This window comes from Haliscomenobacter sp. (assembly GCF_033763495.1).
Taxonomy (GTDB): domain Bacteria; phylum Bacteroidota; class Bacteroidia; order Chitinophagales; family Saprospiraceae; genus Haliscomenobacter.
In genome coordinates, this window is sequence record NZ_JANRKL010000020.1 from 1 (window position 1) to 23,149 (window position 23,149).

Consider the following 23,149-nt stretch of genomic DNA (forward strand, 5'->3'; position numbering starts at 1 on the left):
GTCTTCCATTTCTTCACAAGAGTAGAAAACTACCTTGTCGCTCCACTTCAGGGTTACCCGGCAACCACACTCGCGGCAGTTGTCTAAAAAGTAAGCATAACCCAGGTTAGCAACTTTGTCTGAAACCAACATCCCACTTGGCAGGCTACATGGGCCTCCTACTACACTGTTTCCTTCAGCGTTGAGGATGGTTTGTTTGCTCGTTGGAGCAGGACGAGGAGAGCTGGTAGTCCCATAATCCCCGATGGTCAGGTGGTTGTTCAACACGTAGTTGACATCGTAGCAATCCAAAGTAACGTTAGCAGGCATACACGCCTCTGCTGGTGCAGTTTTGTCTTCTGCGGTTACTTTGCCCCAGCAGATGATGTTGCCGAAGCTATCGAACAAGCCGTAAGTCCATACGCCAGCGCAGTCGATGACGCCGCCGTTGCTTGGGTCATTGTCCATCACCCGTACCGTGCCTCTATTGCAGTTTGCATCCGAGACAAGATTGCCAGTCAACAGGAATTGGCAGTTTGCATCCAGGCTCACCGTTACATCCTGGCAGCCACAGTTGGCGACCTGGAAGGTCTTTTGTACCGTACTTACACAACCTGGATCATTCAGGTTTTTCATTCCTGCCTTACCAGCATCAAAACTGTAGGTCAGGATATTGGTGCCTAGTGGTAAACTGGCTGGATTGATCGTCAAACTTGTAGGAGCGGTACCTTCTTCTTGAAGTTGGTTTGGTGTAGCCGGATTCAACGTCAAGATACCAGTACCCGCTAATTCGTCGTCCTCAGGAATATTGAATACTGCACCAATCACCGTAAAGGGCGCAGCATTAGGCGATACCAACACGGGTACATTATTGATCGCTACATCGGGATAGTAGCAGACGTTTTCAATTGAAAGCTTAACGTTTCTTGGGCTACCCAGTACATTGGGGCCTTCAACCGCCATCACATAGCCAGAACTATCCGTGTGCTCAAATACAATTTCGTATTTCTGCGTTGTATTGTTATACGTCAGGGTATTGCCTACTGCTACATTACCTGGAGCTGTGCCCCCTGCACGAAGCGGAGCAAGCTCTACCACCGTCCAGGTTTCACCTGCAAACGGAGAACTCACGGTTACTTCTTCATCAAACAAACCACCACCTTTACAAGTACAAGGATCGTCGGCTTTATAAATGGTTTCTGCGCAATCAACCACCGCCAAGCTCCGCGTAGCTGGAGTTTCGATCACACAGCCGTTGTTGTCCTGCACACTGAAGCTGATTTCTACTTCACCAAAGCCTAGTCCTTTTGCGCTGGCCGTGCCATCGTTGTTGTTGGTGATTTGAACCGAGCCTGCGCCACCGGTTTGTGTCCAGCTATAAGTGTAGGGCCCTGTTCCGCCAAGAACTGCACTGCTTAAAGTAATTGTAGAGTCTTTGCACAGGAAGGGTAGGAAGTTGATGGTAGCGGCAGGTAAAGGATTTACCGTGATGGTACCCGTAGCATTTACCGTACCACAACCGCCTGTCAAAGGAATGCTGTAGCTGAAGGTACCCGATTCTGTAGGTGTGCCACTGATCGTAATCGTATTGCTTGACCAGCTTGCTGATACCCCGGCAGGAAGACCATTCGCTCCTGATACGCCTGCATTGCTGATGCCTGTCGCACCCGCAGTGGCGTGTGTGATCGCTGTCAGTGCCGTATTGATGCACAGCGTCGGTGTGGATGAGGCCACACCAGCGCTGTTGTCAGGCGTTACCGTGATGGTGCCCGTGGCGTTCACTGTACCGCAACCACCGGTCAAGGGAATGCTGTAGCTGAACGTACCCGATGCAGTAGGTGTGCCACTGATCGTAATCGTATTGCTTGCCCAGCTTGCTGATACCCCGGCGGGAAGGCCATTCGCTCCTGATACACCTGCATTGCTGATGCCTGTCGCACCCGTGGTTGTGTGCGTGATTGCGGTCAGTGCCGTATTGATGCACAGCGTCGGTGTAGATGAGGCCACACCAGCGCTGTTGTCAGGCGTTACCGTGATGGTGCCCGTGGCGTTCACTGTACCGCAACCACCAGTCAAGGGGATGCTGTAGCTGAACGTACCCGATGCAGTAGGTGTGCCGCTGATCGTAATCGTATTGCTTGCCCAGCTTGCTGATACCCCGGCAGGAAGGCCATTCGCTCCTGATACACCTGCATTGCTGATGCCTGTCGCACCCGTGGTCGTGTGCGTGATATTGGGTGACAAAAGTGTATTGATGCACAAGGTCGTCGTCGTGCCTGCACTAGCGGTGTTGTTAGCTGTTACTACGATAGTACCTGTGGCACTCACCGTACCACAACCTCCCGTCAAAGGAATGCTGTAGCTGAACGTACCCGATGCAGTAGGTGTGCCACTGATCGTAATCGTATTGCTTGACCAGCTTGCTGATACCCCGGCAGGAAGACCATTTGCTCCTGATACACCTGCATTGCTGATGCCTGTCGCACCCGTGGTCGTGTGCGTGATATTGGGTGACAAAAGTGCATTGATACACAAGGTCGTCGTCGTGCCTGCACTAGCTGTGTTGACGTTATAAATGATCACATCTAACTCGTTGCTATAAGTGGTACCGCAGCCATTGGTAGCCGCTAGACGAAATTTTTTCCCATTATCTGCAAACGAAGTGGGGTAGGGCAGGTTGATGTTCGTAAAAGTATTGGTGCCTGGTCCGTCCTCCAACTGCCAGAGGATTCCGTTTACGGTTGTTAATGGAGAGCCATTTGTGGCCACTACAAATCCAGTTGGGAGGGTAATGGGGCTACCCGCACAACGCGCAGCTAGTGCGGGGATAGGAGAAATAGTAGGTTTGTCATAAATATCCACCACGCTAGTTGCGCTCAAAGGGGTAGTACAGCTTGGGCTGGTCGTTGATACACTGACCAGGGTAAGAGTAAGATGCGCTACAACCCCATTCGTTGTCGCTCCAGGTGTATTTTCGGTCGCATTGGGCACGGTGATGGTCTGGCTGGCACCGGTCAACAACAACATCATGTTACCGCTACCTGTATGATAGGTTAAAGTAGCACCCGCAGTACCCGTCACCGTGAATACAGCATCTTGGCCGCTACAAATGGGGCCATTGTTCATCATGATGCTTGCGGTACAAACGGCCGCTGCATCATTATCCGTAATATTGGCCACCACTGAAGCTACAGAAGCAGCATTGTAATTGGCATCGGAGCTAGTGGTTGTATGCGTAATCGTCCCAGTGTGTGCACCTTCCACTGTGGCATCATCTACTGCGGTGACAGTTACGGTTTGTGGCGAGTTCCAGTTGGCAGAGGTAAAGGTTAGGCTTGTAGGACTAGTCGTCACTTGTGTACCCGCATTGATGTTTACGGTTACATTAGCCGTAGGTTCGCTGGTAAGCACCACGGTGTAGGTATCCGTGGCACCACCTTCCGTTACATTGGTACCCCCTGGTTCGGTCACCGTCACGCCAGCTTCATCGTCATCTTCAATGGCAACATTTTTCGTAATCATAGTCCCCAGGGCAATACCTGTGGAGGGACTGCCGATGGTCAAGGTAGCCGTTTCGTTGGCCTCATCTAGGGCATCGTTCACTATGGTGAAGGTAACCGAGCCTGTGGTCTGGCCGCTCAGAATGGTGATGGTGGTATTGCTCAAGTTATAATCGCCACCAGTAATACCCGTGCCGGATACACCTAAGCTGACCGTTTGATTGCCAACAACTGCTGCGGAAGCCGTAGCAGTAACGGTGACAACCGTAGCGCCTGCTTCGGTAGCCGTGTTGGTGCTCACGGAGAGATTGACGGTAGGGCTGACGGTTACCGTCGCGATATCACCATCGTCTTCTCCGATATTGCCATTGTTCGGCGTGGAATCGGGATCCGCCTGCGAGCTGGAGGTCACTTGGGCAAAATTGGTGATGGAAGTACCGCCCGCAGCAGTCACTGTAGCTTGAAAAGTAAGTACTTTCGTGCCACCATTTGAGATAGTTATGTTTTGCCATTTCAACCCGGTGGTTGATGGGTTGCTGCTATCGTAAGTACCATCGCCTGTTTGCGAACCCGATAAAAAGGTCATTCCACTGGGTAGTACATCCGTTACTGTCACGGAATTAGCAATGCCGGGACCAGCATTGGATACGACCAAAGTAAAGGTGATGACCTGGTTTTGGTCGGGCGTGTTGTCGTTCACCGATTTTACCAAAGCCAAATCAGCATACACATCATTATCGGTAATGGGAATACCCAGCGTAGTGTTACTGCCGAGGGTAATGCCCGAAGAGGGATTGCTGATGGTCAGTGTGGCTGTTTCTGTAGCTTCTACTGCTATATCATCTACCACCTTGAAGGTGGCAGTACCAGTTGTACCGTTAATCGGAATGGTGATGGTAACGGTATTGGTGATCATATTATTGAGTGTGTAATCGCCAGTAGTGATGTCAGTACCCGTGACTGTGAGGGTTACCGTTTGAGCGCTCGTTACTGGGGCTGAAGCCGTAGCAGTAACTGTGATAGAAGTCTGGGCTGCTTCGGTGCCTGAGGTAGGGCTTACTGAGAGGTTGACGGTGGGCGTGCTACTCCCATATGGATTCGTGATGACCTCAAAATCTGCTGAGTTATCATTATTATCCTGTGTTCCATTCATTTTTCTGCGAATGGATTGGTTGGTAACTGAACCGATATTGGGATTGGAGATAGGTGCAGGGCCAGTTCCTTCAAAACAGGGGGGATTACCACCTCCACTATCTCCAAGATAACCAACCAGGTCAAGCACTCCTGTAGATGGACACGTAGATGACGTTATTAATGTTGTATTGTCCATTAAAGCGACTTGGGAGGAACCGGATCGGCTTAATGTTATGGAGGGCAAGTACTGAGTTATGGTAAAGGGCATGGTCACGACACTGGCAGAGCTTACCAAATACACTTTGCCGTTTGCATCAGCATTGCCAGTCAGGTCAACTTTAACCCAAGTAGTACCACTACCACGCGCCTGTATACTTTTACCCGTTAAGGAGGCGTTTGCGGCAAACCCTGACAAAATGATGTAATCGCCAGGGTAATAATTGCCCGTTCCTCCTGCGTTGTAAATCTCTTCTATGCGTGGGCCAGAGGAACTCACCACACTCATCCCAGAGAGCATAGTGGCTGTGGCATTGGTACACATGCAGGGCGTGTTTACAGGGGTTGTAAATCCTCCACCTATACCAACTGTACCCGTCCCTGTTACCAATTGCCAGCCAGTAGCAGGTGGCCCACTTCCAGCGGCAGTTGGGTGATAGAGGACAGGGATTGCATTGTCATTTTGGTAAATGACCCAGAAACTACCTACGGGAAGCCTAGAATCGTAATATTCGTCACCAATGGCGTTGACTTGCCACAAAATCCCGACTTTGTCCGTATTGGCGCATCCAGTATTGATTATGGGTGAACCACTTCCAGTTATCTGCCAGAATGATTTACCATTGATTGGTCCAGAACCAAGAGGAATGGTTAATTCATTGAAACACGACCCCACACCCGTAACCATGATGTTTTGCGCCGACAGGTTGAAGCACAGCGCTAGGAGTGCAAATAGGGAGAATAGTACCCTAGGGAAAAGTGTACTTGAGGAACTCATGAGATGATATGATTTGTCGTCAATTAAATAACGGTGTAAATTTATAAAAATAATCATTAATAAATTTCAAAAAAAAAAAAACAATTCTATGTCTAAGAGTTCTTTATATTTTTTTCAAAAAAATCATTAAAAAAAGAAAACATAGAAAAAGAAAATTATATTTGCAATGCAAAAATCAACAGTTTTAAACTCCCTTCTTGTACATTTTTTCAGACGACCGCTTAAGTTTGTTTATGTAATTTGTTCACCTATAAAAACATAGTTGACTATGGATCCTTATTTAGCACAAATTGTCATGTTCGGTGGTAACTTTGCCCCCTTATATTGGCATTTCTGCGACGGGAAATTGCTCTCGATCGCAGACAACACTGCTTTGTTTTCTTTAATTGGCACCATGTATGGTGGAGATGGTCAGGTTACCTTTGCCCTGCCCGATTTTCGTGGGCGTATCCCATTGGGTACAGGGCAAGGAGGAGGGCTGTCTTATGTAGATCTTGGCGAAACGTCAGGTAGCGAAAAAGTAACCCTGACCCTCCAAAACTTACCCCAACACGGTCACCAAATGATCGCATACATGGACAGCGCCAACTCCCCTTCTCCCAATGGCCAATTGTTGGCAACCAATCCAGATGCCGACTTCGTGGCACCCACCAGTGGCACGGTTACAACCCCTATGTCGGTGGCAGCAATCGGTGCAACAGGAGGGAACCAACCAATAAACAACATGCAAGCATATCTTGCGGTTAATTATGTAATTTGTGTGGAGGGTATCTATCCTTCTCGCAATTAATTTCACTTAGGGCAGTAAGATCAGTCGAACATCGACAAGAGTTGTACCCAATCAAAAAGGTATACAACGATTTAGCTGCTCAAACTCCACATAGCGATGCAGTAAATCAGTTACTTCAAACCTGGAGTAATCTAATGCCCATGTGGAGCGAAATTTAGTTCATCTTCTAAAACAACCAACTATGGACGGTTTTTTCATGGGTCAAATAATATGGTTTGCCGGGAATTTTGCACCCAGGAATTTTGCCTTTTGCCAAGGGCAAATAGTCAATATTTCCAGCAATACTGCACTTTTTTCAATTCTGGGTACCACTTTTGGAGGCAATGGCACAACCACTTTTGGTTTACCAGATTTCCAGGGAAGAGTAGCCGTTGGAGCTGGGCAAGGCCCTGGCCTTTCGGCATACGCACTGGGACAAAAGGCTGGTGAAAACTTGACGACCATCAAGGTCGAAAACATGCCAGCACATATCCACTCCTTGAATGGAGCGGCCGTTCCGGGGAATGCGAACACACCTGTTGGCAACCTTATTGCAAACACGGGTAGCAGAAGTAACCCGGACCTTGAATACAACAATACACCTAACGTAGCCACGGTGAAAATGGCACCCCAAGCCATTATGCCTTCAGGTGGTGGTTTGCCATTCAATAACGAACAACCTGGATTAGGTATGAATTTTGTGATTTGTACCCATGGCATTTTCCCATCGCGCAATTGATTGCGCAGCGATTGGATTCATTTAATCATTAACAGTTTTAAACATTAAAAAATCATGGACGGTTATATAGGGCAAATTTTGTTGTTTGCGGGAAATTTTGCACCGCGCAACTGGGCATATTGTCAAGGGCAAATAATAAGTATTGCCCAAAATTCGGCTTTGTTTGCCATTCTCGGTACTACCTATGGTGGAAACGGTCAAACCACTTTTGCTTTACCAAATTTTAGTAGTCGTACACCAGTAGGTGTGGGCCAAGGAAATGGTTTGCAGAATGTATCATTGGGTGAAATGAGAGGAGCTGAGACCTTTACGCTTACTACCTCAAACATGCCCAGTCACTCCCACACATTATACGGTACCGATGTAGATGGCAACGTAAATGTACCTACGAATGCACTTTTAGCCAAAAACGGAGATAACTCCTACTTAAATACTGGCGGACAAGGTATGATGGCTAACGCCACGATTGGCATGACCGGAGCTGGACAACCTTTCAACAATCGTCAACCCTATTTGGGAATTAACTTTGTGATTTGCCTATATGGTATTTTCCCTTCACGTAACTAATTATTGGACTTCATAAACGGATCATTCCATACGCCTGTGGCAAGCACTTCAAGCCTGCCACAGGTCGTTTTATTTAATCGAAATTGTATTGACAATGGCAGAAGTACTTTTAAGTCCACCTACAGCAGTGGAGATTGAGCATTACCAGCAATGGTGGAATCGGCTCAGTAATCCCTGGAAACAAGCCTTTAATGAAATCATGCTGCAACGCTCCAGCATAGAAGAGTTGCCTTTGGTTACCTTACACCATCTTTGGAATTCACCAGCTCTTCGTTTCGCGGGGCCTAAAGCGCCTTACCCCAACATGTCCTTTGAATTGGACAATCTGGATGGGGTTTTAGAGTTGAAAAAAGTACACATTTTGGTCATCACTTACCAGCGCTTGCGTGGCATTAAGGACATTCAACACCTGACTCAGCTCAAATCTTTGTTCGTTTTTGACAATGAAATACAAAGCCTAGCTGGGGTTGAAAAATTGATCGATCTGGAGGAATTTTATTTTCAAGCCAATCAAATAAGTTCACTGGCTCCAATCAGTAATCTAATTAAACTACATACGGTTTATTGTGCTGACAATTTAATTGCTTCGCTCGAAGGCATTGGTAGTCAGCACAAAGCACTCAAACAATTGATCTGTACCCCTAATCCCAACCTGCCCCATTCTGAAGTGTTGCGAATTGAACAGGAACTCGGCATTCGGATTAAAGGGGCTATGTAAAATAGATTTGTCCGAACAAACAATCAAGCTTCCCGAAGCCATTTGATCATGTGGGGAAAGGGAGCTTGATTGTTGCTTACTGCGTTTCTTTCGTCATAACAAAGTCCCATCCATTGCAACAGCGGCAAACCCAGGTAGCTGCCTTGGGCAAATTGCTCAATCAACCAATCCGCTTCACCCTTGTAGCCCTCCTGATGAAAGACAAATTCTATGGGTAAGTTGAGGTAGCGCAAGGCGGCATAAGACCACAATACTGCGGCCATTTCGAGGCTTGCGGCGGGGTCTTGATTTTCATCTACATTGTCTGACATCCGTGCCCGGCGCTCAGGGGTTTCTACGGCTAGGTGGCCCGCTTCATGCAATAAATCGCCAGGGTATTTTAGTTTTTCCAGGTCAAACTTTAGGCAGCCACGGTCAATTTTGATGCCGGGCAAAAAAGTAGGTTCATCGGGCAGGGTGCACTGCTCCCAGGTGATGCCGATTTCGTTGAAAAAGGAGCAGATTTTTTGGATTTCGTTCATCGTATGGTCATTTTTGCCAAAGCTGCATAGGCGTCTTGGCAGCTATTCGATACAAGCACCTTTGTTGGGGCTTGATGTTCTTCAAAAACTTCTGAATTTCGTTTGGAATGGTACTTCAAACGCTCTGCAAGCTGAAGGCGGGTAGCCGCATTGGGATTCAATTGCAGGTGATGGGTCAGTTGTGTGGCCATGTTTTGCACACCATCAGCATAATCTAGTAACAGTGTATTGGGGTATTTTTGTACAATAGATTGTATTTGACCATACATGGCCTCAAAAATGTGATTGAGGTATTCCAATTGATTCATCTGGGCTACCCGATCTCGATCCAATCCAAACAATTCGGGTTCTAGCAAATTGGGTACAGCTTGCATTCCAGCATGTTTCAAATGGGATTCGATGCTCTCGGAAGGCGCTCTGTATAAAATTACCTTGGGTACATGGGGATACCATGCTGCGATTTGTTCAAAAAAAGCAAAATGCCAACAATCGAGTTTGATGATGAGCTTCTCCTCCTCGGGGAAACGGATTTGCCCCAATAAACGGATACAGGCTTTGACCCAGGTTTTCTGTTGGCGGTGCTGATCGATGAATCCTTGTAAGGGCAAACGCAACAATTGATCCAAAGCTGCATATTCAGGTACTACAATATTTTGAGGAAAAAGGCTCAGCAGTTGGGTCATCAAGGTAGAACCACAGCGTGAGGTATGGAAAATAAAAGCGGATGGTTCAATACTGGGTATTTCAGATGCCGAATGAGCCATCAGGTCAGTAGCTGTGACCACCCGATACGGCTTGGAATTGAAAGGATGCGACAGGCACCGAGTGAGTGTTTCACCAAAAAAAGGTTCCCTAAAGCGTTGATCGCCTAGATAAACCCACTCGCATTGCAAGTCATGGTCGTTTTGCCGCAAAAACCGCTTGGGCAGCCAATTGGCCATGGCGGGCTCAGCCTTCATATTCCAGTTCTTTCTTCAATGCGGCAATCATCTGGCGGGCGATATCCGTATCCATCAACTCCAAGGCCGCAATGGTAGCTGGGATTTGTTGCATGCGTTTGAGGCGTTTTTGTTGTTCATCCCAGGCAAAATCATAACCGATTTGGGTGAACAATTCGTCGGACCAGGCATTGCGCAAGCAATCCACAACCAGGTGTACCCGAGGAATGGTGCCTTCGTGCACGATGCGGTGCAGGGCATTAAAATTGCCGTACCAACACTCCCCTACCCGCATATGTAGCGGATGGCCGTCGAAGTAGAACAACACCTCGGGCTCGGTGATCAAAGGGATGTGGATGCGAAACACGCCATCTTCATAGCCACATTCCCGATCGCGATGGGCTTTGATTTCGCTACCAGGGAATAGTTTCATGAGGCGAATGGCTTGTTTTTCGCATTGAAAAGCCTGAGTGATTTGGCTAAAATACGGGCAGGATTGCAGCAAAGGAGTGTCCACATATTGCTCGTTGCCGTGGGTATAAATGGTATCGGTATTGCCTCCAGGGCTACGCAGGGAAATGATGGTCCAATCGCCCTGGTAGTCGTTTTTGTTGAAATGGTCGACCCAGGTTTCGGATTCGCAAGTTTTTAAATCTGCGAGTAAAAGGTTGGGTGCGTAGGAAAAGGGTAATTTCAAAAAAAGGTTATTCATGTCTTTTAAATTGTTCTTTTTATGAGGCTAAAATAGGCAAAAAAATTAAAGTGTCTTCTTTAAAGGGCGGGAAAGAAATGAACAGTTGCACTTGACCTGATAGAGCAGATTTAAGCATGCTCTTCAGTATTTTCAAATGGCTACTCGCTTACCCAGCGGAGCAATTCCCGTTCCTCACAAAAAGGCAAAAAGAAAAGCAGCGCTGCACGCAATTCCCCAAGACTTTGTTGGGTCAGTGGAGCAATTTTTTCCAAAGCGTTGTTTAATGAAGTTTCGCCTGCTTTGAATTGGTGTAAAAGATGATATTGCCAGGGCTCCAGAATGTGTTTTTGCAGGCGGTAATTTTTATTTTTTGTCTCACATAAAAATTAAGTGTTATTTTATCAAAAAAACACCCTTGTTGTTAGTGTTGTCCCGCAATTTTACTGAACATAAATTTTCTGTACCACCACCCCCAAATTGCTACTCACTTTGGCCACGTACATGCCCTTTGTCAAATTCGGGCTCAGTTGGATCCTCCGAACCCCCATTTGTTTAGAAAGGTCAGTTGTTAAAATCCGCCGCCCGTTCATGTCGATCAATTCAAAATACTGATAAAAAGACGGAGCGTGCAATTCCACTTTTACAAAACCTTCACTCACCAGTGAAGGATAAATGCTGGCCAGGTTTTTGCCAGCCAGGATGTTATTGGTTGAAGTAGTTGCGGCGGGAGTCAGGCGGTAAACGCTATTGCGTGTATTGGAAACCACATAGACTTCCCCACCTTCGGTCTCGCCAAAATCCACCACTCCGGTGGGAGAAAGGATTTGGGTGCCCACCGTCCAGGCGTTGGTACCATTGGAAATGATTTTGTAAAAAACGCCAGAGTAAAAATCCGCAGCAACATAACAGCCTTGTAGACTTGGGTAAGCGTTTCCCCAGTACACCACGCCGCCCGTAACGCTTGCCGCAGGATTTTGGGAAACGTAAGCATGGGCCGGGAACACATAGGTAGACGCTGCAGCGCAACCACTGGTGTTGTAGGTCACATTGCCCTCATAGCAACGCCAGCCATAGTTGGTGCCACTGAGGGCATTGGCCGCGCGGAAATTGATTTCTTCAAACGAATCCTGGCCGACATCACCAATCCACATGTCGCCGGTTTGGCGATCAAAACTCCAGCGGTAGGGATTGCGCAAACCCAGGGCGAATACTTCATTGCCAAAAGGGTTTCCGGCAGGAACACTGTAGTAAGGCGGAGTCAGGGAAGTATTCACATCGAAGCGCAGGATTTTCCCCAACAATGAGGTGGTTCTTTGGGCATTGCCATTGGGGTCGCCCCCACTGCCTCCATCTCCGGTAGACAAATAGAGGAAACCATCTTTACCAAAATGCAGCTCTCCACCGTTGTGGTTGCTAAAGGTAGGGTGCGGAATGGTAATGAGAATAACCCTCGAGTTGGGATCGGCGACATTGGGATCGTTGGCACTGATGCGGTAGCGGGAAATCTCCAAATCCCCGGATGCGTTGGTGTAATACACGTAAAAAAAGCCGTTGTTTTTGTAGTTGGGATGGAAGGCCATGCTCAATAGACCTCTTTCACCGCTGCTGGTGATGTTGGGCACGGTCAGCAAGGTGGCCAGGAATTGGAAACTGGAATCGTAGACCCGGATTGTACCGGCTTTTTGGACGATGAAAATCCGCTTGCTACCATCTCCGGCGTTGACCAGTTGCATGGGTGCACTGAGCCCGGAACTTAGGACTGGGCTCAGTGCGATATTGGGTTGAGCAAAGGTATAGGTACCGATCGTACAAAAAAAGATGAAGCAAAAGTTGTTGCACAATTTGTGCAGGAGAGCATTGGGAAATAGACTTTTTTTCATGTTTAATGGTTATTTGGGTGTGTGTAGACTTTTAATCAGGGTCACCCTTGTAAAATAACCATTTTAGCGGCTCTATTGTTAAAGGAGCCAGGAAATACTGTCGCCCAGTGGCGTATTGTTGCTTTGCCAATGAAAAAGCAACATGTATAAATTTAAGCTCTTTTTGCCGACAACATCGCCTTAACTGCACAAAAACCCGTGATTCCCCGCAGGAAGAACAACAAGCCAAAACCTGCAATCCACCACTGGCCAATAAATCCAGCAGCGATGATTACGGCCATCATCAGGAAATAACTTACGACACATTCGCCAATAGTGAGATTAGGTTCGAAACTCATGGTGTTACTGTTTTTGTTTTTTAGTACTCCAAAGGTCGGGCCTTGTGGCGGGGACGGCAATGATTTTTGGTAGGGGGCGATGGTGATTTTTGGCAGTGGCTCCACTTGAAAGAACTACATTGAACATTCAATCCCTACTATCTGCTATGATATCTGCATCTATTTCGATCAATCAAACTTATGCAATTTTTGGATTTGAAATTTATTCAATCATTTCCCATAACCCAATAAACTTGCAGTTGGCCCTAAAATCCAGTGCAAGTTTTTTTGTACACCCAATTGAATTTTACTATCCCAGGTATCAAAATCGTTCACCTGCGCGGCCAAAGCAAGCAGGTTCAATTTAGGGAACACGCAAAATTTTCTCCATTTTCCGTCCTTTCGCCAATTCATCCACCAACTTGTCCAAATACCGGACCTGTTGGGTTAAAGGGTTTTCGATTTCCTCTACGCGATAGCCACAGATCACACCTGTAATGAGATGGGCATTTGGATGGAGCGAAGCTTGCTGAAAAAATGCTTCAAAATTCACTTTTTGTTCAATGAGTTCCTGTAGTTTTTTCCCATCATAACCGGTTAGCCACTCAATGACCTGCTGCAACTCATCTATTGTTCTGCCTTTCTTTTCCACTTTGGTGACGTAATGGGGATATACCGATGCGAAAGTCATTTTGGCGATTCGCTCATCGTGGTTGTTGGTATTCATGTAGCTTGGATTTGTGGGTAAAAATATTTAAATTTTGATCTCGTAACACAATTCTACCATTCCATTTTGATACGCTGTTACATCCTTTAAGTGCAGAGTTTGCTCTTGCTCGATGTTCTCAAAAAATGGCTTCCCTTCGCCTAAAATGATTGGCAGGATGGTTTGGCGGATTTCGTTGGCCAGCTTTAAATCAATAAAGGCTTTAACCAGCAAAGCCCCCCCTACTACCCAAACTTTGCGGTAATGCGGTTTCAACCGTTCCTCCACCAGTCTTTTCAAATCGCCCGAATACAGCTCAATATTGGGCCTCTCAATGGGCAGATTGCGGGAGGAAACTACAATCGTTGGGGTATCCCCATAAGCCCAGCCGTAATTTTTGGAAAGCTCCAGCGCGAGTTCATAGGTATGCGCCCCCATGACATAACAGTCGATGGTTTTGAGGAATGCTTCCGGGTCTTGGCCGGTAACTCCCTTCTCGTAGGAATCCGTTGTTTCAAACCATTCAATGCTGTTGTCGGGTTTGGCGATCTTTCCATCGAGACTGGAGACCATGTGGATGGTAATGGTAAAGGATGGTGGTGTCATAGAAAAATTGGTTCAATTAGAAAAGATTCTTCATCGGTCGAATAAAGTTTCTATTGGCTTTTACACCTTACAAATCCCCATTTCCCCCATTTCTTCGCCGCAGCCAGCCCTTCTGAAACAAGCGGAAGAGGTTCATTTTCTACCGCCTCTTTTCCGTCCAGCAACAATTGGCCATCAAGGGAATGCACCGCTAAAATCCTCATATCTCTACTCCAATAAAAACCAGCTTTATCCCCAGTATACCAGTTTGATTTTTGGAATTTCAGCGATTTTTTCTCCTCATAAATCACATAAACGCCTTGCCCGAGGTACTCCATGGGCTTCTTTGTTTTTTCGCCCAATGGGTTCAGCTTTTCATCCAGCAACTGGATGCTGTTCCCTTGAACTACAGTATATACGCCATCTGGATTCCAAAGGATTTGATCAAAAATTGCTGGCTGTACAATCTGGCCCGTGGTATCGATCAAACCTTTTTTCGTGTTGCCATTTTGATCGGTGCCCCAGAAAATGGCTTTACCATTGGGCCAGAAACTTTCAACATAGGTAAATGTAAAAGGGATCATTTCTATTCCTTTGCTGTTGATGTAACCCCATTTTTGAGTGGCTGCTTTTTTGACGGGAAGCTTTCCGAACATCATTTTGCCATCACTGAGCTCGACCTCAGATTTAACTACCTGGCCTGCTGCATCGAATATTCTTCCCCGGCCAGTATCGGTGATTTTGGCCAGCCAATGGTGCTCATCCAGGGGGATGACCACGTCAAACAGCAATTCGGATAATTTTTCCAGCCGATCGCTGCACAATTGCAATTGGCCGCCATTGCTGCAAGCGATGTGTTGGCCGACGATTTCCAATCGCCACCAGGAAGCGGGCGTGATGATCTTTCCATTTTGTGCCATCAAGCCGTAGCGATCATTGTCTCTAAACCGGATTCTTCCGAATTGAATTTCAGTGCCGATTTCCTGAAAATAGGCCGAACGCTGCTGCCCATCAGCACTGAGCAGGCAATAACCTTTGGGCAAAGCGTAAGCTCTGAAAAGGTTACTGCCCAGGTAATGAATGGAATCAAATTGGGGTGCCGCCAGGGTATTGCCTTTTTCGTCTTTAATCCCCCAATAAGCATCTTTTTCAAAAACAGACCTTCTTCCAGAAGTGGTCTCAACAAGGATGCTTTTTTCAAGAGGTCGGAGTGCTGCCCATTCGTTGCTGTCGGGCATTTTTCTGATTTCAAACACCTGATTTGACTCGTCGATGACCTGGTATACGTTTCCCTCCAACAGTTCTGCTTTCACAAACCTTGGTTCAATCACCCAGGCTCCTGAGTTATCGATGAAGCCCCATTTCCCGCCTTGCTGCACTGCTGCGATGCCCTGAGCAAAGCCTTGCACCACATCGAATTGAGGTTCGATGTGAAAGGATGGCGACTGACAGGATGAAAAACCAAATCCAAACATGAATATCCAGATTAAAGAGCGCATGTTGTGCTAGGCTTTGTGAATGTCCTCAGGGATTCAACGATACCCTTTCGAATAAGCAGTGCGATTGGTGCTGCTTAAACCGCCCAATACGCCCTCGCGGTAAGTTTCCACAATCAAGCGGGGCTCCCAGGGTGGATTGTTTGCAGCTTCCAGCCATAGGGTTTGGATCAGTTTATATTCCCGCCACTGCCCGGTTTTAGGGTCTTGATAGGGTAAGAGCGTGGTAATCACCAGGCGGTTATCCTGCCATTTTGTAGTTGAAACAAGCGGTTTCATGCTTCGACCTACATTGATGCTGTTTTCACACGGAGCACCATTCAGGGCATAGCGATACGTGACCAAAGGCTGTAGTTCTCTGGGGGTAAACACCACCCGTTCTATCTCCAGGAAATCCGTGCGCTGCAAAATGGCTATTTTTTCGCCCCAGCCACTACCCAGAGAAGCTACTTTTCCTCCATCGGTGCGATTGATGACCGAAACAGTGCTCAATTCGGCGGTTGACCAGCTGCCGGTGAAATCAGGATTCGGCAATGCCGGGGAACGGTTTCCGAGGGCGGCTCGATCCGTCCGGGTGTAGGTAGACACCCGTTTGCCAGACCCAGCCGGGGGTGGAAGATAGGGATCAGCGGCATTGGCCTGAGCCGAAACCCTGGGATATTGCACCAGGGAAAGTTCATATTCCTTGACAATCGAATCCATGATACCAATGACCCAGGGGTAGTGGTCTTTTACGTCAATTTCTTCTTGCGGGTCAACCCGGAGGTCAAACAAACGGACCAGATTGTCCGGCTCAGGATCAGGCATTTCAGTTCTGAAATTGTACCAAAATTTCCAGTCGCGCCATTTCACGGCCATCACGCTGCCACTGCGACTCATAAAAATGGCACTTTCCCGATTGGAGTTTTTTTGGTTGCCTTCAAAAAAGGGCAGCTGATTGACACCGTCTATTTTGCGGTCATTCGGAGCATAGGGTATACCCGCCGCCGCCGCAATGGTGGGAAACAAATCAACTTCGTGCACTACTTCATTGGAAACCTGGCCACTTTTGATGCGCCCGGGCCAACGAATCACACAAGGGGTGCGCACTCCACCTTCCATGGCCGAATTGTAAAAGCCACGCCAGGGCCCAGAGGAACCGCGCCAGGGCCGCCGCATTTCAGCGCCATTGTCGGAGCACCAGATGACCAGGGTGTTTTTTTCAATGCCCTGTTTTTCCAGTTCTTTTAAGATCAGGCCTACGTTGTAATCAACATCAGCCATTGCATCGCCCATATCTCCTGCCCCTGTTGTACCTGCTTTATCGGGATGCGGCAAAGCCGGAAAATGGAGTTGGGTCATGGGGTAATACAGAAAAAAAGGCTGCTTTTTGGCCGCGCTTTTCCGGATAAAGCTGACACTTTTTTCGGCTGCTTCGCGGTCTATGGTTCGCCTGGTTTCCAAATCAAAAGTTTTGACTTTTCGGGAATCCTGGCCCGCTACCCCTTCCCAGATGTAGGGAATTTCCTCCTCTTTGGGGAAGCCTTTCATGGCCGTAAATTGGGATACGTGGCTCGTCCCAGGAATGCCATACCATTCATCAAAACCTTGATGGGTAGGTTCACGTTTTCCCAGCCAGTTTTCGGCCCCCAAGTCCCATTTGCCAAAAAGCGCAGTGGCATAGCCTGCTGTTTTGAGGTGCTCCGCTAGGGTAGTTTCCCATAAAGTAGTTCCTGCGTAATAATCATCTCCGGCCCGGGCCGCATACCTCCCGGTCAGGATGGCTATGCGAGAGGGTGTGCAAGAATATTCAACATTGAAATTGGTCAGGCGGATACCTTCCTGCCCGATTTTATCGATATTGGGGGTGGGCACTCCTCTGGCTCCACCATAGACGTTCACCTCCCCTACCCCGAGATTGTCTGGAAAGATCAATACGACATTGGGTTTGTTTTGGGAAAAAACGGGGTGCAAAATGGTAAGTAGGATAAGGACTATCCCCAAAATCTTGAATTTGTGGGCGTGCATATTGAAGGTGTTGATTGTAGTAAAGATAGCATTTTATTCCTGAAGCCGAATAATTGAACCCTTGTTTAAAATCATCACCTTAATGCATAAATATAGGCTTCTATTTGTCCCCCGGAATCCTCTAAATTTACTACTGTCTTGATTCTTTGATAGGCATTTCCTTCAAAGGTGTCCAACTCTTCCCAAAATGCTTCTAAGTTGTCGGAACAAAATACATATCCAGGTATTTTTTCTTTCGGTTCATCCAACCTAATTCCTGGAAACCCCATTTGGGCGCCCCAACCTTCCTCAAACAACTGCCCCCAGACATACCCTCTCTTCCAGGTTCCTCCTATCTTTTTTATCATGTACTCGTTTGGCCTTCCTGGCCCTAAACTCCCGTATACAAATAAGTTATCCATTTTCTTAGGCTTCTAGGCTCTATTTGAATTTCAAGATCGCCTTATCGCTTAAATTCAACGGGTATTTTTAATACACCGCACAGAAATCGCCCGGCTTTTTTCCATATCAGGTTGTAAAAAAAGTACCTTTTTGCCATTCGCAAAATTGAGGAATCCAGCATTATGGTCATCAACTGCCGTGGATGTCCAATAAAAACCATGCGCTTCAATGCGGGAATAAGTCCCATCAATGTTTTTATTGCCACCCAGCGTAGCACCAAAAGTTGTTTTTTTGGTGCGCAAGAGTTTGGCAAAGGCGATTTTCCCATCACTTACGGACTCTTCGAATACTCCTCCAAAGTGTTTCAATAGATTTTTCCATTCTGCGCTTGAGGGCAAATGCCAGCCTTCGCCCAAACTGCTGCATCCCCGTTGTGCAGCCTCCCAGGTATAAAGCCGACCATGTTTTTGACAATGCAGGATCGAATCATTGTAGCAATAAGAGCCAGGGATTTCGAGGCTCAAATTCGACAAAGTCCACAATTGTTTATCCGGCATTTTTTTGACGGATTGTGCGGTGGTTTTAAGCGGTGTAATCAAACATAAAAGGGCAATCAAAAGCAGGGCGGTATTTTTTACCAAAGCCTGGATTTTCTCCAGCGGATTAGTCTTTTTTGCCCCTTTATTGAACCGATTGATAAAAGTACAATGCTGACAAAAATCTTCCACCAATACCCCATTCAAAAATCCATCCCGCATCTTGGTAAACCGTTCACTATTAAGAACGTCTTGTAAGGTTTGTTCTTTGACATTCCCCAGATTAATCACCGCGTTTTTGTCCAAACAACAAGGAACCACCGAGCCGTCGGCATGGATACCGATGTGATTCACCGCGCCGTGGCAACGCCCTTGAGTACCCTGATGGGGCAATAAAAAAGAGGGCCATTCAAACCGGGAATCAAAATGCAGGTAAAGTCGGTTCCAGATCCTTTTGGATTTGATCAAGCCTAGTTCAAGGTTTCTGTTGATTTCTATGTTGAAGTAGGCCTCGATTTTTGTGTAGATGTCCTCATTATCCGCATCGTTGCTTTCCTGATTCCACAATCTAAGGTTGGTGTACAATTCAGGTTTTACCTCATGCGCCGCTTGTACAAATTCAAAAATGGGCAAGAGGTAAGGTTCGATGTCCCGAGTCGGAAAATTGTCTTTGAAAGCTTGTAAGGAGAAGTTGACTTGCCGGATGCACTTAGAGTTGATGAGCTGATCTTTGTACTTTTTGATCAAAATGCCATTGGTGGTCAGGTCGATTTGGGTATTGTATCGTTCACAAATCTCCAGAATTTGTAAAAATTTGGGGTGGGCCAGGGGCTCTCCCATCAGGTGCAAACAGACGATTTCGGTAAGGGGCGCCACTTGCTTCAGAATGGCCTCAAATTCAGCAGGGTCCATTAGCTTTTTGTCCTTTTCGACCACCGGGCAAAAAGAGCACTGCACATTACAGATGTTGGAGATTTCGAGGTAGATTCTTTTGAACATGCGTCGGTTTGGCTGAATTAGGTTTTCGCTTAGAATCTGCAAATTTATTCATTTTTACAACTTCCGCCCCGTTTCTCGAACCCGCAAGATCGCCCACTTGCATTTCGACAAAGTAAGTCCACCCCGCTTGACCAGCCCAAATCAATCAATCACCCCAATTTCACTCCACCAAACAATACCACCCCACCCTCCATCCGTTTTCTCCCCAAAAAAACCAAATGCACATCACTCACCTCCCCGACTACCTCCTTTCCCCCACTCAGCGTGCCCAAATTACAACCTTGCTTCAAAGCAGTTTTCCCCAATACCCCCCCCGCGCCCACTTCCGCCAAATCCCCCACTTCCGCATCCTTGCCCACGACGACTCTGGTACCCTTCTTGGCCACATCGCCGTAGAGCACCGCCTGGTCCACAATGCCGGGCAAGTGTTACGCATCTTCGGCCTGGCCGACGTCTGCATGCACCCCGATCACCAAAATAAAGGACTGGGTACCAAGCTATTGAACTTCCTGGAAAGCCTCGCCCGCGAAGCCCAGATCGAGGCTCTACTTTTAATCGCCCCTGAGCCTGAATTTTACCTGAAAAATGATTTTCTTGCAGTGGAGAATGACTGCAAATGGCTGTTCCTGCAAGGCGACCAAACCCTTGGCGTATTGAACCGCAAGATCGGAGGATTGATGGTGAAAATGCTGGGAGAAAAGGGCTGGCGCGAGGGGCAGCTGGATTTGCTAGGGCATATATTCTAGTTTGAGTGTGAGTGTGGGTGTGGGTGTGCCGAACACCGCATCCGGGATTGTTTCTTAGCTCATACCAACTCTAACCAGATAATCTTTTTTCAAATGCAAAAGACACAAACGTACATCCAGCAACACCAAAACCGTTTTCTCGAAGAGTTGTTGGACATGTTGCGGATCGCTTCGATCAGTGCGGACCCTGCGTACAAGGATGATGTGGCGCGCACAGCCGAATTTGTAGCCGAAAAACTCCGCATCGCCGGAGCAGACAATGTAGAAGTGGTTCCCACAGCCGGGCATCCAATCGTATACGGAGAAAAACTCATCGACCCCAATAAGCCAACCGTGCTCGTATACGGCCATTACGACGTACAACCCGCCGACCCGCTCGAACTCTGGACTTCAGGCCCCTTTGATCCGGTGATCAAAAAGACCGAAATCCACCCGGATGGGGCAATTTTCGCCCGCGGTTCTTGCGACGACAAAGGACAAATGTACATGCACGTCAAAGCTTTCGAAGCCATGTTGGCCTCGGGTGAATTGCCCTGCAATGTCAAGTTTATGATCGAGGGAGAAGAGGAAGTAGGCTCCGTCAACCTGGGTACCTTCCTGGAAAACAACAAAGAAAAACTGGCTTGCGATGTCATCCTCATTTCCGATACCTCCATCATTGCCAACGACACGCCTTCGATTACCGTGGGGTTGCGCGGCTTGAGTTATGTAGAAGTGGAAGTTACCGGAGCCAATCGCGACCTGCATTCCGGCGTTTACGGCGGTGCAGTAGCCAACCCGATCAACATCCTGAGCAAGATGATTGCCTCCATGCAGGATGAAAACAACCACATCACCATCCCCGGCTTTTACGACGAGGTGCTCCCGGTAAGTGCTCCCGAGCGCAAGGCCATGAATGAGGCCCCCTTCAACGAAAAGACCTACATGACCGACCTGGGCATTGGTTCGGTACACGGGGAAGCTGGTTATACCACGCTGGAGCGCACTTCCATTCGCCCTACCCTGGATTGCAATGGCATCTGGGGCGGTTACATCGGCGATGGGGCCAAAACGGTGTTGCCTTCCAAGGCTTTTGCCAAAATCAGCATGCGGCTGGTCCCCAATCAGGATCCCGATAAAATCACCGACCTCTTCGCACGGCATTTCAAAGCCATCGCACCACCTTCGGTGCAGGTAGAAGTACGCGCACATCATGGTGGTTTGCCCGTGGTTACGCCTACAGACACACCAGAATACAAAGCGGCAGCCAAAGCAATGGCGACCACCTTTGGCAAGGAACCCATCCCGCAAAGGGGCGGCGGTAGTATCCCGATTGTGGCCTTGTTTGAGTCCATTTTGGGTGTAAAATCGGTGCTGATGGGATTTGGTCTGGACAGCGACAACCTGCACTCTCCCAACGAGAACTACGGCCTTTTTAACTTTTACAAAGGCATTGAAACGATTCCGTATTTTTATCAGTATTACACGGAATTGAAGTAACACAGGTGTTTCTTTGGTGTCTTAAGTTTCTTAGGTGGTGAATTATTACCCTGCTTCGCAGGTTTGTTTTTTTCACCACCTAAGAAACTTAAGGCACTGAAGAGGCAACTGAGAAGTTTGGAATGCTATTTAATTTTCCAATCGGATTAGTATGAAAAAAACACAACTTTTACTGTGGTGCTTCCTGGGCCTCACCCACATCCCACTACAGGCTCAAACTGTGTATGAGCAAATCGACAAACAAGCCGCCACGCTTGAACCCAAAGTCATTGAATGGCGCCGCGACCTCCACCAAAACCCCGAACTCAGCAACCGGGAATTCAAAACCGCTGAAAAAGTAGCCGCTCACTTGCGCAGCCTGGGTCTGGAAGTGCGTACAGGTGTGGCCAAAACGGGAGTCGTGGGCATTCTTCGCACGGGTAAGCCAGGGCCAGTTGTTGGCCTTCGTGCCGATATGGACGCCCTACCCGTTGTAGAGCGCGTAAACCTGCCTTTTGCATCTAAAGCCAAAGGTGATTACCGGGGCGAGGAAGTAGGGGTGATGCACGCCTGTGGCCATGATACCCACGTCGCCATGCTGATGGGAGCAGCAAGCATTTTGACCGGGCTGAAAAACCAATTGGCGGGCACCGTAGTGTTCATTTTCCAACCCGCCGAAGAAGGTCCTCCTCCCGGCGAAGAAGGTGGTGCCAAACTCATGGTGGAAGAAGGTCTGCTTAAAGACCTCAAGATCAACGTCATTTTTGGCCAACACATCAGCTCTATGAGTGAAGTAGGGCAGGTAACGTTCAAACCAGGTGGTCAGTTGGCCGCTGCCGACCGCTTTGTGATCAAAGTAAAAGGCAAACAGGTACATGGCTCCCAACCCTGGGCCGGAGTTGACCCCATTACGGTTTCTGCACAAATCATTATGGGCGTACAAACCATCGTGAGCCGTCAGATGGAGCTGACCAAAGAAGCAGCAGTGATCAGTTTTGGCAGGGTCAGTGGTGGCGTACGCAACAACATCATTCCCGAAGAAGTAGAACTGGAAGGCACCATTCGTACCCTGGATGTAGCGATGCAAGACGATTTGCACGAGCGACTACGCCGCACTGCTACCAATATTGCCGAAGCATCGGGGGCTACTGCCGAAGTGGAAATCCACAAACATGTACCCATTACTTACAACAATCCGGAACTGGCGATGAAAATGGGGCCAACCTTGAAACGGGTTTGTGGGGAAGATAACGTCAGCATTTCACGTGCAGCAACCGCAGCCGAAGATTTTGCCTATTTTGCCAATGAAATTCCTTGCTTTTTCATTTCACTGGGTGGAATGACCAAGGGCCTGGATCCTAAAAAAGCTCCGGCACACCATACTCCCGATTTTTACGTCGACGAAAGTGGGATGAAACTGGGGGTACGGGTGCTCAGCAATTTGGTGGTAGATTACGCTACAAAAATTGGGAAATAATTCAAGTA

General features: G+C 47.7%; 19 protein-coding genes. 7 read left to right on the forward strand and 12 right to left on the reverse strand.

Annotated elements, in window-relative coordinates; genetic code table 11:
* On the reverse strand, positions 1–5,607 hold a 5,607-nt coding region (locus SFV55_RS01520; RefSeq protein ID WP_413776679.1), incomplete at its 3' end, for a beta strand repeat-containing protein.
* A gap of 268 nt (positions 5,608–5,875) precedes the next feature.
* Here SFV55_RS01520 and SFV55_RS01525 point away from each other — a divergent pair.
* The 4 genes from SFV55_RS01525 to SFV55_RS01540 all read left to right on the forward strand — a co-directional run bounded on the left by SFV55_RS01525 (position 5,876) and on the right by SFV55_RS01540 (position 8,400).
* Entirely contained in the window at positions 5,876–6,397 is a 522-nt protein-coding gene (locus tag SFV55_RS01525) for a phage tail protein (RefSeq protein WP_320027681.1), read from the forward strand.
* A gap of 181 nt (positions 6,398–6,578) precedes the next feature.
* A complete protein-coding gene (locus SFV55_RS01530) occupies positions 6,579–7,115 on the forward strand; it encodes a phage tail protein (RefSeq protein WP_320027682.1) in 537 nt (178 codons plus the stop codon).
* A gap of 54 nt (positions 7,116–7,169) precedes the next feature.
* Positions 7,170–7,682 carry a phage tail protein gene (locus SFV55_RS01535; RefSeq protein WP_320027683.1) on the forward strand — a complete coding sequence of 171 codons (513 nt, stop codon included), beginning with the start codon at positions 7,170–7,172 and terminating at the stop codon, positions 7,680–7,682.
* Between the two features lie 94 nt (positions 7,683–7,776).
* Positions 7,777–8,400 (forward strand): hypothetical protein, encoded by a 624-nt coding sequence (locus SFV55_RS01540; protein WP_320027684.1) that lies wholly within the window; start codon positions 7,777–7,779, stop codon positions 8,398–8,400.
* A 23-nt stretch (positions 8,401–8,423) separates the two neighbouring features.
* Here SFV55_RS01540 and SFV55_RS01545 read toward each other — a convergent pair whose 3' ends face one another.
* From SFV55_RS01545 to SFV55_RS01595, 11 genes are all read right to left on the reverse strand, one after another.
* Complete coding sequence (locus tag SFV55_RS01545) at positions 8,424–8,921, reverse strand: hypothetical protein (RefSeq protein ID WP_320027685.1); 498 nt, start codon at positions 8,919–8,921, stop codon at positions 8,424–8,426.
* Positions 8,918–9,880: a hypothetical protein gene (locus tag SFV55_RS01550; RefSeq protein WP_320027686.1), complete on the reverse strand. Its 963-nt coding sequence runs from the start codon at positions 9,878–9,880 to the stop codon at positions 8,918–8,920. Before SFV55_RS01550 ends, SFV55_RS01545 begins: the two co-directional genes overlap by 4 nt.
* A complete protein-coding gene (locus SFV55_RS01555; protein WP_320027687.1) occupies positions 9,870–10,571 on the reverse strand; it encodes an aspartyl/asparaginyl beta-hydroxylase domain-containing protein in 702 nt (233 codons plus the stop codon). The genes SFV55_RS01550 and SFV55_RS01555 overlap by 11 nt, the downstream gene beginning before the upstream one ends.
* Positions 10,572–10,993: 422 nt before the next feature.
* A complete protein-coding gene (locus tag SFV55_RS01560; protein ID WP_320027688.1) occupies positions 10,994–12,433 on the reverse strand; it encodes a PQQ-dependent sugar dehydrogenase in 1,440 nt (479 codons plus the stop codon).
* Between the two features lie 152 nt (positions 12,434–12,585).
* Positions 12,586–12,771: a YgaP-like transmembrane domain gene (locus SFV55_RS01565; RefSeq protein WP_320027689.1), complete on the reverse strand. Its 186-nt coding sequence runs from the start codon at positions 12,769–12,771 to the stop codon at positions 12,586–12,588.
* A gap of 343 nt (positions 12,772–13,114) precedes the next feature.
* On the reverse strand, positions 13,115–13,477 hold the full coding sequence (locus tag SFV55_RS01570) for a DUF2200 domain-containing protein (protein WP_320027690.1): 363 nt from the start codon (positions 13,475–13,477) through the stop codon (positions 13,115–13,117).
* A gap of 27 nt (positions 13,478–13,504) precedes the next feature.
* Positions 13,505–14,062, reverse strand: a complete 558-nt coding sequence (locus tag SFV55_RS01575; RefSeq protein WP_320027691.1) for a dihydrofolate reductase family protein — start codon at positions 14,060–14,062, stop codon at positions 13,505–13,507.
* A gap of 50 nt (positions 14,063–14,112) precedes the next feature.
* The gene (locus SFV55_RS01580) at positions 14,113–15,540 is read right to left on the reverse strand and encodes a WG repeat-containing protein (protein ID WP_320027692.1); all 1,428 of its coding nucleotides are present in this window, start codon (positions 15,538–15,540) and stop codon (positions 14,113–14,115) included.
* 33 nt (positions 15,541–15,573) lie between these two features.
* Positions 15,574–17,544, reverse strand: a complete 1,971-nt coding sequence (locus SFV55_RS01585) for a sulfatase-like hydrolase/transferase (protein ID WP_320027693.1) — start codon at positions 17,542–17,544, stop codon at positions 15,574–15,576.
* Between the two features lie 74 nt (positions 17,545–17,618).
* Positions 17,619–17,945, reverse strand: coding sequence for a gamma-glutamylcyclotransferase (locus SFV55_RS01590; protein WP_320027694.1), 327 nt, complete (start codon positions 17,943–17,945; stop codon positions 17,619–17,621).
* Between the two features lie 54 nt (positions 17,946–17,999).
* Positions 18,000–19,460, reverse strand: coding sequence for an FISUMP domain-containing protein (locus tag SFV55_RS01595; RefSeq protein ID WP_320027695.1), 1,461 nt, complete (start codon positions 19,458–19,460; stop codon positions 18,000–18,002).
* A 218-nt stretch (positions 19,461–19,678) separates the two neighbouring features.
* Between SFV55_RS01595 and SFV55_RS01600 the strand changes: the two genes are divergently transcribed.
* The 3 genes from SFV55_RS01600 to SFV55_RS01610 all read left to right on the forward strand — a co-directional run bounded on the left by SFV55_RS01600 (position 19,679) and on the right by SFV55_RS01610 (position 23,141).
* Positions 19,679–20,206 (forward strand): GNAT family N-acetyltransferase, encoded by a 528-nt coding sequence (locus SFV55_RS01600; RefSeq protein WP_320027696.1) that lies wholly within the window; start codon positions 19,679–19,681, stop codon positions 20,204–20,206.
* A 93-nt stretch (positions 20,207–20,299) separates the two neighbouring features.
* Positions 20,300–21,685: a dipeptidase gene (locus SFV55_RS01605; protein WP_320027697.1), complete on the forward strand. Its 1,386-nt coding sequence runs from the start codon at positions 20,300–20,302 to the stop codon at positions 21,683–21,685.
* A 151-nt stretch (positions 21,686–21,836) separates the two neighbouring features.
* On the forward strand, positions 21,837–23,141 hold the full coding sequence (locus tag SFV55_RS01610; RefSeq protein WP_320027698.1) for an amidohydrolase: 1,305 nt from the start codon (positions 21,837–21,839) through the stop codon (positions 23,139–23,141).
* Positions 23,142–23,149 lie beyond the last annotated feature (8 nt).